Raw genomic sequence first — 14,288 nt, forward strand, 5'->3', positions numbered from 1 at the left:
TGTTAATTACTTTACCTATATTTTTAAAATATTTTGGAATAAATTATGTCATTCTTATATCATTTAACTTTAGATGAGATGGGTGATTAATCGTGTAAAAAATGTTAAATGAGAATTACATTATTGAATCATTATACTTTGATAAGCAATATAGATATAAAATAAGAGTGAGCAGAATTAAAATGTTATTCTGACCCACTCTTTAAATATGTTATTTCCCTATATGCATGCTCTATAATACTTTTTAAATTGAACCGTACTTCTTGATTTTCTATCGTAATCATTAAAGTTATTAGATAAGAAATTTCAGTAAAATTGGATAGTCATGATGTATCATATTAAAAGTACACCTTCGTTTTTATTTTACCTACTTATTTTGACGCAATTCTAGTTACTATGAATGAGTATCCTTTATAAAAATTGTGCAGTTAAGTCGTTAAAAGTTTCTTCTGTAATATGAATGTCTCTTTTAGCTAACGCCTCATGTTCTAGTTCTGAAATTTGCGATTCATAAGAAGGTGTTGTTGTATCTTGATAAACAATACCTTTAACCAATGAATCATGATCCAACACAGTTTTCATAGCAAGTTGTTTATCTGTGTTGTCATAGCCCTCAATATCATCGATACTTGTTAAATGTTCTTTAAACCAGTCATAAGTATTCACTTTATTGTAAGTAACACAAGGTGAGAAAACATTAACAAAAGAAAAACCATCATGATGAATCGCATCTTCAATCATTTTAGTTAATGCCTTTATATCACTTGAGAATCCTTGTGCTACAAAAGTTGCACCAGAGGATAGTGCCAATTCCAATGGGGCTACATTCTTTTCTATATTTCCTTTAGGTGTTGATTTAGTTACAAATCCTTTAGCTGAGGAAGGTGATGTTTGTCCTTTAGTTAATCCATATATTTGATTGTCCATGACAATATACGTCATATTCATATTACGTCTAAGAGCATGAATAGTATGTCCCATTCCTATTGCATAGCCGTCTCCATCGCCACCAGAAGCGATAACTGTTAAATCTTTGTTTGCCATTTTAACGCCTTGCGCTAGAGGCAATGCACGACCATGAATAGAATGCACGCCATAAGAATTAATATAACCTGATAGTCTACCAGAACAACCAATCCCTGTAATGATTGCTACATCTTCTGGTTCTAAACCAATATTCGCTGTCGCTTTTTGTATAGCAGCTTGAACTGAAAAGTCACCGCAACCAGGGCACCAGTTTGGCTTCACATTATTTCTAAAATCTTTAAATGTAGCCAATTACACCAACTCCTTTAACTCTTTAGCAATTTCTAAACCTTTTTCTTCAATTTCATAAGGTAAGAAAGGTTTCCCATCGTATTTTGTTTGATTAACTAATTTATCATTAACTTGTGTGTTCATTTTTAAAATACTTGATAATTGTCCTTGATAATTATGTTCTGCAACTATTACTTTCGAAGCTTTATTAATAGCTTGTTGAACAATATCTTTAGGGAAAGGATGTAATTGTCGAATATGCATCGTATTCACTTTTACACCTTGTCGTTCTAGTCTTTTTGCCCCTTCTCCAATAGCACCTTTAGTAGATATAAATCCTATATACAGTATATCTGCTTTGTCATCATGTTCATTGAGTAACACAGGATTATTGATAACCAAGCTTTCAGTTTTGCGCATTCGTTTTTCCATCTGATTCTGACGATTCATAGGCGCCTCACTTGGCTTCCCTTCTTCATTATGTTCAACACCTGTTACATGATGTATACCACCTTTAACACCTGGTATTGGTCGTGGTGATACACCACTAGCTGTTAATGCATATCTTTTAAAGTATGCTTTATCATCTTCAGCTCTCTCGATATCTGACTGTATTATTTCTCCACGACGAATATCGATTTTATTATAATCGAGTGTTTTAACAGTTTGTTTTCCTAATGATAATTGTAAATCACTTAACAGAATGACTGGACATTGGTATTCTTCAGCTAAATTAAATGCTTCCATAGTAAGATAAAACGCATCTTCAGCATCTGTAGGAGCAACGACAATTTTCGGAATATCACCATGGGTACCATAAATCATTTGTAATAAATCTGATTGTTCTTGCTTTGTTGGTAAGCCAGTAGAAGGACCACCTCTTTGAGTATTAATAATGACTAACGGCGTTTCAGTCATACCAGACAATCCAATAGATTCCATCATTAAGGAAAGACCTGGACCTGCACTTGCTGTAAATCCTCGTACGCCTGCATAGTTAGCACCAATCGCCATCGTTGCTGCTGCTATTTCATCTTCAGTTTGAACGACAGTACCATCAACTTTAGGTAGATTGGCAATCATGTATTCCATAATTTCAGAAGCTGGCGTAATTGGATAAGCAGACATAAATCTTGATCCAGCTGCTATTGCTCCTAATCCAATTGCGTCATTACCTATCATATATAAATGAGGATGACCGCTACCATTCTCTAACGTAAAGTCTCCATTAACGTTGGTAACTTGTTGTTTCATTAAATCATAACCCATATTAAGAGCTTGTATATTCATATCAACAACTTTATTACCTTTTTTTGAAAACATGTTATCGATTAAAGTTTCAAAAGTTGATGTATTTAAATCCATCAGTGCAGATGTCGCACCAATTGCCACCATATTCTTCATTAATGCTGTTCCAAGTTCCTTTGCAGTGCTAGTGAATGGTAACTCAATTAATTGAGCCACACAGTTCTCTGGCTTTTGGGGTTTTGCTTTAGCATCTGCAATTATAATACTATCTTCTCTCATTTCATGATGATTTAATTCAATCGTTTCCTGGTCAAAAGCAATGAGTATATCTAAATCATCACTAATCGCATGCACAGGCGATGTTGAAACTCTTATCTTATTATTAGTATGGCCACCTTTTATACGACTAGAAAAGTGTCTATATCCATACAAAAAATAACCTTTTCTATTCATTGCAGTAGCAAAGATTTCACCGGTAGATTCAATACCTTCGCCTTGCTGACCGCCCACTTTCCATGATATTTGTGATTTCATATCACATGCCTCCTGTGGTATTAATTCACTCTCTATGATAACAAAATAAACCACTGTTTTACTATTTCAACAGTGGTACAAGTTTAAATTCATACTAATGGACTATATCCTTTTAAATTTGGAAAGGATGGTCCTCATTTATTAACAGTCTCTTTATTTGAATCGTTTTACCTTCTTTATCTAAATCTATGATAACTCCTGATAATACGCCTCGCCCATCATCTGGAACAACATGCCTTTGTGGCAAACTGGTAATAAAACGTTGAATAACTTCATCTCTATTGATACCTAAAATACCATCGTAATAACCTGTCATTCCGACATCTGTGATATATCCTGTGCCATGAGGTAATATACGATCGTCAGAAGTTTGAATATGTGTATGAGTACCAACAACAGCGCTCACTCTGCCATCTAAATACCAACCCATAGCATTTTTTTCAGATGTAGTTTCAGCGTGAAAATCTACAAATATGTATGGTGTAGATTTTTGAGCTTCCTCGATTAACTGGTCAGCCTTTTTAAATGGATCATCAATATCTTGCATAAATGAACGCCCTTGTAAATTAATAATAGCCAATTTAATATCGTTAATTTTTATTATTCTCATACCTGTTCCTGGAGCTTCATCAGGAAAATTTGCAGGTCTAACCATTCGATGAGCATCATCAATAAAATCGTAAATTTCTCTTTGACCATATGTATGATTACCCATAGTCATGAAATCCACGCCTTCTCTTAGAAGTTGTTTGTAAATTTTTTCTGTTAATCCTTTACCGTGTGCGGCATTTTCAGCGTTTACTATAGAAACTGTTGGGTGATAAGCTTGTTTAATTTTAGGTAAATAAGTAGTCATCATTTTCCTGCCTACTTTACCAACGATGTCACCTATAAACAATATTCTCATTTCTGTTCATCCTCTCATAAATTAAGTTTAATGGATACTGTACTATAATAAAAGTCTCATCAACAAATTAATTATTCTGAAAATTAAAAGACTTTACTTTTTTGTATTTATGTATTGTGTTAATATAAAACTAATAAAAATATAGGAGTTGTTTATTCATTCATGTCTATTAATATTGATCCTGAAAAATTTGCTGAATTAGTTGTAACTTCAAATCCAGCCAAATCTGATGAAGCTGAAGATATCGCTAAAGAAAGTTTAATTTTATACATTAATGCTTATCGTTTAGCAGAAAAATATGCAAACATCGCTACAAATTGCTATGATACAGCTGAAATTTTAAAAGAAATTAATGAAGTTGATTTACAATTAAAATAAATCATTATATCCGAGCGTTTATACGCTCGGTTTTTTATATTATATTTAATAAGCCACTGGCCGTAGATACGGTCAGTGGCTTATGGAATTATTTAGCATATTCTATTGCTCTAGTCTCTCGAACAACTGTCACTTTGATATGTCCAGGATATTGTAACTCTTCTTCAATTTGGTTCTTAATATCTCTTGCCAATCTATATGATTTTAAATCATCAATTTCTTCAGGTGAGACGACTACACGAATCTCTCTACCAGCTTGTATAGCAAATGCTTTTTCTACCCCATCATAACTTTCAGATAACGTTTCGAGTCTCTCAAGTCTTCTAATATAATTTTCAAGTGTCTCTTTACGTGCACCTGGTCGCGCAGCTGATAATGCATCTGCTGCTGCAACTAAAATAGAAATGATAGAGGTTGGTTCAACATCACCATGATGTGAGTGAATAGCATTAATAATTATGTTATTTTCATTATATTTCTTGGCTAATTCAACACCTATTTCTACGTGACTACCTTCAACTTCATGATCAATAGCTTTACCAACATCATGTAATAATCCTGCACGTTTAGCTAGAGTAACATCCTCTCCTAGTTCTGCTGCAAGCATACCTGAGAGGTGGGCAACTTCAATTGAATGTTTAAGTACATTCTGACCATAACTAGTTCGATAATTTAATCGACCCAAAATTTTCACTAAATCAGGATGCATATTGTGTACATTTATTTCAAAAGTAGCTTGTTCTCCAGCATCTCTTATGATATCGTCTACTTCCTTTCTAGCTTTTTCGACCATATCTTCAATACGTCCAGGATGAATACGTCCATCAGAAACTAAATTAACTAGTGCAGTTCTAGCAATTTCACGTCTAATTGGATCAAAGCCTGATAAAATAACTGCTTCTGGTGTGTCATCAATGATTAAATCAATGCCAGTAAGTGTTTCTAACGTACGTATATTTCTACCTTCTCTACCTATGATACGACCTTTCATTTCATCATTAGGCAGATTTACGACTGAAACAGTTGACTCAGTTGTATGTTCTGCTGCTAATCTTTGTACAGTTGTAGCAAGTAATTCTTTAGCTGTCTTATCAACTTTTTCTTTCGCTTCTTTTTCTTTTTCTTTAACAAGTATTGCAATATCTTGTGACAGTTCTTCTTCAACTCTTTGAAGCTGTTCTTTCACAGCTTCTTCTTGAGTGAGACCGGAGATGCGTTCTAATTCTTGTTCATGCTTCATTATTAATGTTTGAACACTACTCTCTTTTGCATCTACTTGTTGTTGTCTTTCTTCAAGTTTTGATTCTTTTTGTTCCAAAATCTCATCTTTTTTATCTAAAAGATCAGATTTCCGATCCAAATTTTCTTCTTTTTGAAGAAGTCGGGTTTCTTGTCTTTGAAGTTCACCACGTCTTTCACGCAGTTCATTCTCAGCTTGTTCTTTTAAAATTTGGTTCTCTTCTTTTGCCTCAAGTAATTTTTCTTTTTTAATATTGTCTGCTTCTTTATTAGCATAGCTAACAATATCATCGGCAGTTTGTCTTGCTTGAACTTGTTTTTGGTGTAATAAATTTCGGGCAACAATATACCCTACAACAACGCCTAGAATAATCCCCAGCAAAATGAGTAGGAGGCTTAATAAATTCACATAAACACCTCCTTTATCTAGGGTTTGCTTTGTATATCAAAATCAATATGATTATATGAAATTATATAAGAATCATACATATTAATTGTACGTTTATCGACAGATATGTGTCAAGATATGAAATTGCACTACACTCACTTTAAATTGCTTTTCTTAAAGAACAAATCAAAAACTACAAAAAAAGATGGCTAATTGAGCCATCCTTTTACTTAATCAACTAAAAAACTATTCATCAAATAAAGTTTTTGGTGAATCGTCTTCATTTTCATTTTCATCCACATCACCATCGAAAATACCTAACTTTTCACGTAACTTACGGTCAATTTCTTCTTTGATTTGTGGATTTTCCTTAAGATAATTTTTGACGTTTTCTTTACCTTGCCCCATTCTATCTCCATTATAAGAATACCAGGCACCTGATTTATCAACGATATCATTCTCTACACCTAAATCAATGAGCTCTCCTTCCTTAGAGATACCTTGACCATACATAATATCTACTTCTGCAACTCTAAATGGAGGTGCAACTTTATTTTTCACAACTTTTATTTTGGTTCTGTTACCTACAATGTCTTGACCTTGTTTTAACTGCTCTGCTCTTCTTACCTCTAAACGTACAGAACTATAGAATTTTAGGGCTCTACCACCGGGCGTTGTTTCAGGATTCCCGAACATCACGCCAACCTTTTCACGAATTTGGTTAATAAATATAGCTGTAGTATTAGATTTAGAAATAGCCCCTGATAACTTTCTTAATGCTTGAGACATTAATCTTGCTTGTAAACCAACATGAGTATCTCCCATTTCACCTTCAATTTCAGCTTTAGGTGTTAAGGCTGCTACTGAATCGACAACAACTATGTCCACAGCACCACTACGAACAAAAGCTTCGGCGATTTCAAGACCTTGCTCACCATGATCTGGTTGAGATAAGTATAAATTGTCAATATCTACACCTAATGCTTGTGCATATACTGGATCGAGAGCGTGTTCGGCATCGATAAATGCTGCTACACCACCGTTTTTTTGTACTTCAGCGATAGCATGTAAAGCTACTGTCGTCTTACCTGAACTTTCAGGTCCATATATTTCGATAATTCTTCCTTTAGGATAACCTCCAACCCCTAATGCATTATCAACTGTGACAGAACCACTTGAAGTACTTGATACTCTGCGACCTTTATTATCGCCTAATTTCATAACGGCACCTTTACCAAAAGATTTTTCCATATTTTTAATGACTGTATCTAAAGCTTTTTGACGTTCATTATCCAAAACGAGACCTCCTACTACAGAAAGTTATCTGTATAATATCTTATACTTACTATACAAGTATTTTAAGCAAAACACAAGTCTTTTGCGAATATTTGTTCGCATTTATTGTGTTTTAGCTAATACAAAAACGAACAAACGTACTTATATTTTTAGCAAAAATTTAAAATTTACTATTTATTAAGCCAATTTAATAATCTAATCATCGCATAATTTTGACTTCTGCTTCTCAATAAATTACGACTTTGAGACATCTTAAATGTTTCGATATCGAAATTATTTCCATCATAAATTCCTAAATATACAATATTATCTTTATTTAAAAGTACAATACCCAAATCTGTTTGGTACAAATCCCTGACATATTGAGCAGCATTGAATAAAACGGTATTAAACTCACAAGTTATATCAATAAATTGGTTAGAATGTGGTAGCATACCTTTAACTAGATTTTTACTGTCAGCATTTTTTAATCGAGTAAACAAAGCTCCATTAGTTACACCGTCATAAATAGCAAAATTCTGTTTTGCACTATTTATAACCGATTCTTCAATGCTAACTTCGTCTGAACCAAAATAATAAGTACCAATCCTATTTAAAATTTCATCTCGAATAGGCTTAATAAGCAGTTGACATCGTTCCTTACTTTCGGCATTGGCTGTTAATCTAACATATACTTCATGCGTACCTGCAAGAGGTGCGATTGTCGGATTAGTTTGCTCATCTATAAGGTCAATTAATAGTGTTTCTAATTTCGACTCTCCTATACCAGCAAATCTAAGTAATTCAGAAAAAATAACTTCATCTTTATCCATAAGATAAGGTAATAATTCATTTTTCGCCATAGGTTGCATTTCTTTCGGTGGACCTGGTAGTAGAATTATTTTTTGTTTACCTAATTCTACAAGCATACCAGGAGCCATACCATTTTTATTTGGTAAAACTATGGCATCTTCAATCACTAATGCTTGTTGCTTATTATTAGAGGTCATATCTTGACCTTGTTCTTTAAAATAGTTTTTGATAAAGTTTAACGATGCTTCATCCGTCACTAGATTTTTTCCTAATACTTTAGCTACAGTATGTTTAGTTAAATCATCTTTTGTTGGCCCTAATCCACCTGTTAAAACAATAGTATCAAATCTAGATAGACATTGCTTTATTACATATTCTAACCTTTGAGGGTTATCACCAATAACTGTGTGTTCTACTACACTTTTACCAATACTATTAAAAAGTTTTGAAAGATATTGTCCATTTGTATTAGCTATTTGACCTAGTAATAATTCAGAGCCAACAGCTACTATTGAAATATTCATCAATGATATACTCCCTGATATTTATATTGTCTTTTCAATAAGTCCATTATATATTTTTTTGTAATATAAATCTAAAATAAGAATCTTTATAGAAACAGTTTAATTATGTATCACAGAACTGTCATCTAATATAACTTAAACATAACATCACATTTTTTTATAACATGCTGAAATTGCATTTTTATAAAAGATTTACCAGATGTATATCAATATTACATCTGAAAAGTGAAATATTAAATCAATTCTAGTAATTGTTTTATCTTCTTTGTCACACTAAAGCAACTAAATAAATAAAAGGTTTGCATCCCATATAAAATAGGAAACAAACCTTTGACAAAGATAACTAAATCAAAATGTATTTATTTTAGAGAGTATGATTATATAACAAATTGATATGGTACTTTATAGATGAAATAAATATACAAGCTCAATTTTTTAATTACACATTTATTTAGAATGTTTAAATACATCTCTTCCTTTATAAAAATATTCAATACCTGAAAGAATAGTAAAGAATACTCCAATGTATAATAACCACACTCCAATTGGGAAATGTACATAGTGCACGAAAGGATCGCCGAATAAAATCCATATAATTGCAACCATTGTCACTGCAGTTTTTATTTTTCCGAGTTGCCCTGCAGCACTTACAAAGCCTTGTTCAATTTGTAGTAATCGTAATCCTGTAACGGCAAATTCTCGAGCAATAATAATGATAGCAACGACAGAATTAGTAAAACCAAGTTGCACCATAACAATTAATGCACTCGCAACCAATAATTTGTCTGCAAGTGGATCTAAGAATTTCCCCATATTAGTAACTAATTGCCATTTACGGGCAAGATAACCATCAGCAAAATCACTTAATGATGCAACCACAAATATGATAGCACTAATTAATATTTCAATTCTGATATGATTTCCACCTAAAATTGAAATTTGCCCAAAACCAAAATCAACTAAAGCAAATAAAATAAAAAATGGTATTAAAATAACTCTAAATACCGTTATTTGATTCGGTATATTCATATTAAATCCTCATTTCTAAAACATATATTTATATAATTAATATTGCGAGTATCCAAACGATTAAAGATATTAAAATAATGAAACCCATCCACATCAGCAATTGAAACGCTTCTTTAGATTGACGTCGGTAAGGGGGTTCATACCCATTAGAAAATGTTTGTATCACATCATCAATTTGATATTGTGTTTCAGGAATCTCATCTTGATGTGCTTCAATAAGTTGATTTGGTTCGATATTTACAACTTTAGCGTATTTTCTAATAAAACCTTCAGTATAATCACTCTTGGCTAGTTCATTAAAATCATTATTTTCTATATGTATTAACGTTTGACGCTTTAACTGAGTTCTTTGTTCTAATTCACTTAGTGTCATACCCAATCTTTCACGTCTACTTTTCAACACTTCACCAATCGTTTTCACTCAAAGTCCTCCTAGAAATTATTCAAAGAAACCAAACCCTCCACCAAATGGATCTCCAAAATCTAAATTATTCTTACTTTGAACCGTATGTTTCTTCATTTCTTCATATCGAATCTCTTGATTTTCATTTTCTCTTAATTCAATAATATAGTCAAAATCTTCCATATTATAATTGCACGACTCTACAAATAAATCTGGATGCTCAACTACTTTTATTGAGGGCAACGTCATAACCTCTCTCACCAATTCTTGGTGTTCAGGGTTCAATTCACGTGCTGTTACCGCACCATCAATGATATATACGTGATTAGAATCATATTCACCTTTAAATAGTGAACGCCTTACTGTTTGTTTAATTAAAGTTGAGCTAATGAATAACCATCTTTTATGTGCACAAACACTTCCAGCTACAATAGATTCAGTTTTACCAACTCTAGGCATTCCACGTATACCGATTAATTTATGTCCCTCTTCTTTAAATAACTCAGCTAAAAAATCAACAAGTAATCCTAAATCTTCTCGTTCAAATTTAAAAGTTTTTTTATCATCAGCATCTTGTTCAATATATCTACCGTGTCGTACAGCGAGTCTATCTCGTAATTCAGGAACTCTTAACTTTGTAATTTCTATTTCATTAATTTCTTTTACAATTTGTTCGAACCTTTCGACCTTTTCTAGTTGATCTGTTTTGATTAACAATCCCCTTTTTCCCTGATCAACACCATTAATTGTAACAATACTAATACCGAGCATTCCAAGCAAACTTGAAATATCACCGAGTAAGCCAGCACGATTTACAGTTATCTCATATTCTAAGTACCACTCTTTCCTTTTTGCAAAAGTCACCTCTTGATCACCCCTTGTTAACAACGAAGCACATGAAATCTTTGTTTATCATATTATAACACCAATAATAAAAAGATACTTCTTTTATTATTACTTATATGTTGCTCCTATAACAATTGAAACAAGAAAACTTATCTTTTACTGACAAAACATTTAAATATACCATCCGCCATTCACTTTGTGGACCGTTCCCGTTATACTTTTTGACATAGTACTACACAAGTATGCACAAGCATGTGCCACTTCAGAGGGATCAATCATTCTTTGCTGAGGTAACTCTGATACTATATTCGATAACTCATCTTTCGACCATACATCACTCATTTTCCCTTTTACCATACCTGGAGTAATAGCATTTACAGTTACTGAAGTTAAAGCTAATTCTTGACTTAATGCTTTAACAAAACCAATTTGAGCACTTTTCATCGCCGAATAGATTGTCTCTAAACTAGCACCAGTTTCTCCCCAAATTGATGAAATAACAATGATACGTCCATTGTTACTCTGCCTTAAAATATCAATAAAGTAGCGAGTCAAACGTATAAATTGTCTTACATTTAATGCATAACTATTATCGATGTCACAATCACTCATATCTTGTAACATGCCATATAATGCTGTTCCACTGGTATAAATTAGACAATCTAGCTCGTCAATGTGTCCAAAGTAATCTTCGAGCTTTATATCTTTGGTTAAATCACATTGAATAAATGTAATTTTGCTATTTTTAAATTGATTACTTAAATCAGAATATTGAGCTGAATGATAATGTAAGAAGACTTCATAACCTTCAAATAGCAGTCGTTTTACAATGGCACGACCTATTGTTCCAGAACCACCTATGACTAGCGCTTTCATCTATTTTCCATCTCCAGACGACTATCAACAAGTTGGTCAAAGTTCAAGAATAATTCGGAAGTTTCATTTACACTCTCTAACGTAATATTTTCTACGATATCTAGCATATCAAATACACTCACTCCCTCGAAATAGAGTTTTGCATATTGATTAGCAATATATTCTGGAGAATTTAAACTTGATATGAATTCTCCAATAAATTGCTTTTTCAATAAATCAAATGCTTCTTGATCTTTAAGGTTTCCTTTATATTTTCTTAATTCATCCATTATTAGTTGTTTAAATAGATCAGGCTGTTGTGTTGCACTAGTAATAATTGAAAAACTGTAACTTGGTTCCAATACAAATTGATAACCGAATGTTTCATCTATTAAATCTTTATTTAAAAGTTGTTGATAAAACTCAGTTTCCTCACCAAAAACTAATTCGTAGAAAAATGTCATTTCCAAATCTCTTTGAACAAATTTCGTTGCACTTTCATCTAATGGTTCATTTTTAAAACCTAACATCAATCGTGGTGACTGTAATTTCATTTTCTCGGAAACAAACCGTTGATTTACCTCTCTAGGCTCATCAATTTGCGCACGTTCAATACGTGGTTGATAAGTTTTATCTCTTTGATTTTCATGCTTTTCTACAAGTTTAATTATCGATTGAGGACTAACATCGCCTACCACAAACAACACCATATTAGAGGGATGATAAAATGTTTCATAACATAAGTATAGATCATCTTTAGTTATTTCATAAATGCTTTCAACACTACCAGCAATATCCACCCGTATCGGGTGTTTGGAATACATAGCCCTTAAAGTATTAAACATTAATTTATATCCTGGTTGTTCCTGGTACATTTTAATTTCCTCAGCTATAATCCCTTTTTCTTTATTAACTGTTTCTTCAGTAAAATAAGGTGTTTCTACCATATTGAGGAGACGTTTAATGTTACTTTCAATATTACTTGTTGCGCTAAATAAATAACTCGTACGATCAAAGCTTGTAAACGCATTAGCTTGCGCATTCTCTTCGGCAAATGCAGTAAATAAATCTTCATCTTCTTTTTCAAACAATTTATGTTCTAAAAAGTGTGCCACACCGTCTGGAACTTCTACAAATTGCTGACTACCTAAGGGCTTAAATTGATTGTCCAATGAACCAAACTGAGTTGTGTAGGTCACATACGTTTTTTGAAAACCAGGCTTTGGTATGACAAATAATTTCAACCCATTATCAAACTCATGTTCGAAAACTTTCTCATCTATAAGTTCATATTGATGTGTTTTCATCAGTGTTGGTCTCCTTTCGTTAGTACATAAATTGTATCTAGAACAGCTTCATTTGCCAATTTAATAACATCTGTCTTCGTCACTCGATTCACTGCATTTATAAAATCTTGATCAGTTTGCTGTTGGTTTAATAATAATTGATTATGCAGTATTTCAATTATACTTTTGGGTCTATCTGATGCTTCGTGTCTATGAGAAATAATGATTTTTTTAGCTAATTCAATTTTATTAGAATCGAAATCTCCATTTTTTATCTTATCAAACTCTTTGATAACAGTTTCTTTTGCTTGCTCATATTTCTCAGCAGAAACACCACTTAAAACAAATAAAAATCCGTTTTTACCATCAATTTGTGAATGTATAGAGTATGCCAAACTTTGCTTTTCTCTGACTTCGTTAAATAGTACTGAGGAAGGATCTCCTCCAAACATCATATTTAATACTATAAATGCATAGTAATTACTTTTTCCATAATAAGATGGAAAGCGATATCCCAAATTCAATTTAGCTTGGTCAACATCGTCTTTTTCAATTATATATTGTGGTTGATCAAAAGAAGGTGTGATTTTAGTAGTTTCTCCATTTTCTAAATAGAAAGGCTTAATTGCAAACTTATCTAGAATTAGTTGTGTTACTTCCTCTTTGTTAATATTTCCTACAACATAAATGGCACAATCATCATTTTGTATCATGGATAGATATGTATCGTATAGACTTTCAGAAGTCACTTGTGGAATTTGTTCTAATTGACCTGTCGCTATATATCGATAAGGCTCCTGTTTAAACATATAATTCATTAACTGAAGAAATGAATACTGTGCTTTATTATCTTCCATTGCTTCAAGTTTTTTGCTAAGTAAAGACTTTTCTTGAGCTACATATGTATGATCAAAGCATCTATCTTTGATTAATGGATTCCAAATTATTTCTTTTAACGTATCTAATCCCTTTTCAAATAAAGGGGTTTTATCTTTTAAGAATTTTTCATTAACTACTTCTAATGAGATTGTAATAACATGCCTATCTTTAAACTTTGAAACAAAACTATTAACATAGGCGCCATACAATTCTGATAACTGTTTATTTAAAGTTTTATCGGTGGGCCATTGTTGTGTTGCACGAACTAATACTTTACTTAAAATTGAACGTGAAGTAATTGTTTTATAGTTTAATGGTGCCATAAATTTAAAGGTAATTGTCGTTGTTTTAAATTTATCGGTAGGCAAAACATTGACTCGAACTTTTGTATTATCTTGATTGAATCTCTCCAAAATCTAACCTCCTG

General features: G+C 32.4%; 13 protein-coding genes. 1 reads left to right on the top strand and 12 read right to left on the bottom strand.

The genetic code is table 11. The features are described 5' to 3' along the window. Positions 1-411: 411 nt before the first annotated feature. The 3 genes from HMPREF3058_RS08725 to HMPREF3058_RS08735 form a co-directional block, all read right to left on the bottom strand. Positions 412-1,278, bottom strand: a complete 867-nt coding sequence (locus HMPREF3058_RS08725; RefSeq protein WP_002491375.1) for a 2-oxoacid:ferredoxin oxidoreductase subunit beta — start codon at positions 1,276-1,278, stop codon at positions 412-414. Next, on the bottom strand, positions 1,279-3,039 hold the full coding sequence (locus HMPREF3058_RS08730; protein WP_002491382.1) for a 2-oxoacid:acceptor oxidoreductase subunit alpha: 1,761 nt from the start codon (positions 3,037-3,039) through the stop codon (positions 1,279-1,281). A 112-nt stretch (positions 3,040-3,151) separates the two neighbouring features. Beyond that, positions 3,152-3,946 carry a TIGR00282 family metallophosphoesterase gene (locus HMPREF3058_RS08735; protein WP_002446316.1) on the bottom strand — a complete coding sequence of 265 codons (795 nt, stop codon included), beginning with the start codon at positions 3,944-3,946 and terminating at the stop codon, positions 3,152-3,154. Positions 3,947-4,108: 162 nt separating this feature from the next. On the opposite strand from HMPREF3058_RS08735, the gene HMPREF3058_RS08740 reads away from it, so the two are divergent. After that, positions 4,109-4,324: a hypothetical protein gene (locus HMPREF3058_RS08740; protein WP_002446315.1), complete on the top strand. Its 216-nt coding sequence runs from the start codon at positions 4,109-4,111 to the stop codon at positions 4,322-4,324. Between the two features lie 88 nt (positions 4,325-4,412). Here the strand turns inward: HMPREF3058_RS08740 and rny are convergent, their stop codons facing one another. From rny to yfmF, 9 genes are all read right to left on the bottom strand, one after another. After that, positions 4,413-5,972, bottom strand: a complete 1,560-nt coding sequence (rny, locus tag HMPREF3058_RS08745) for a ribonuclease Y (RefSeq protein ID WP_001829512.1) — start codon at positions 5,970-5,972, stop codon at positions 4,413-4,415. A 225-nt stretch (positions 5,973-6,197) separates the two neighbouring features. Next, positions 6,198-7,247: a recombinase RecA gene (recA, locus tag HMPREF3058_RS08750; RefSeq protein ID WP_002439552.1), complete on the bottom strand. Its 1,050-nt coding sequence runs from the start codon at positions 7,245-7,247 to the stop codon at positions 6,198-6,200. Positions 7,248-7,417: 170 nt separating this feature from the next. Further along, positions 7,418-8,563: a CinA family nicotinamide mononucleotide deamidase-related protein gene (locus HMPREF3058_RS08755; protein ID WP_002499577.1), complete on the bottom strand. Its 1,146-nt coding sequence runs from the start codon at positions 8,561-8,563 to the stop codon at positions 7,418-7,420. A 447-nt stretch (positions 8,564-9,010) separates the two neighbouring features. Beyond that, a complete protein-coding gene (gene pgsA / locus HMPREF3058_RS08760; RefSeq protein ID WP_002470245.1) occupies positions 9,011-9,592 on the bottom strand; it encodes a CDP-diacylglycerol--glycerol-3-phosphate 3-phosphatidyltransferase in 582 nt (193 codons plus the stop codon). Positions 9,593-9,620: 28 nt separating this feature from the next. Continuing rightward, on the bottom strand, positions 9,621-10,013 hold the full coding sequence (locus tag HMPREF3058_RS08765) for a helix-turn-helix domain-containing protein (protein WP_002489928.1): 393 nt from the start codon (positions 10,011-10,013) through the stop codon (positions 9,621-9,623). Positions 10,014-10,031: 18 nt separating this feature from the next. Beyond that, a complete protein-coding gene (locus HMPREF3058_RS08770) occupies positions 10,032-10,859 on the bottom strand; it encodes a YmfK family protein (RefSeq protein ID WP_002457352.1) in 828 nt (275 codons plus the stop codon). Positions 10,860-11,012: 153 nt separating this feature from the next. After that, a complete protein-coding gene (ymfI, locus tag HMPREF3058_RS08775) occupies positions 11,013-11,717 on the bottom strand; it encodes an elongation factor P 5-aminopentanone reductase (protein WP_002457353.1) in 705 nt (234 codons plus the stop codon). Further along, the gene (gene yfmH / locus HMPREF3058_RS08780) at positions 11,714-13,003 is read right to left on the bottom strand and encodes an EF-P 5-aminopentanol modification-associated protein YfmH (protein ID WP_002491404.1); all 1,290 of its coding nucleotides are present in this window, start codon (positions 13,001-13,003) and stop codon (positions 11,714-11,716) included. Before yfmH ends, ymfI begins: the two co-directional genes overlap by 4 nt. Beyond that, positions 13,003-14,274: an EF-P 5-aminopentanol modification-associated protein YfmF gene (yfmF, locus tag HMPREF3058_RS08785; protein WP_002491387.1), complete on the bottom strand. Its 1,272-nt coding sequence runs from the start codon at positions 14,272-14,274 to the stop codon at positions 13,003-13,005. Before yfmF ends, yfmH begins: the two co-directional genes overlap by 1 nt. Between the last annotated feature and the right edge of the window lie 14 nt (positions 14,275-14,288).

Origin of the sequence: Staphylococcus sp. HMSC068G11 (assembly GCF_001815825.1) — a bacterium.
In the GTDB taxonomy this organism is placed as follows: domain Bacteria; phylum Bacillota; class Bacilli; order Staphylococcales; family Staphylococcaceae; genus Staphylococcus; species Staphylococcus epidermidis.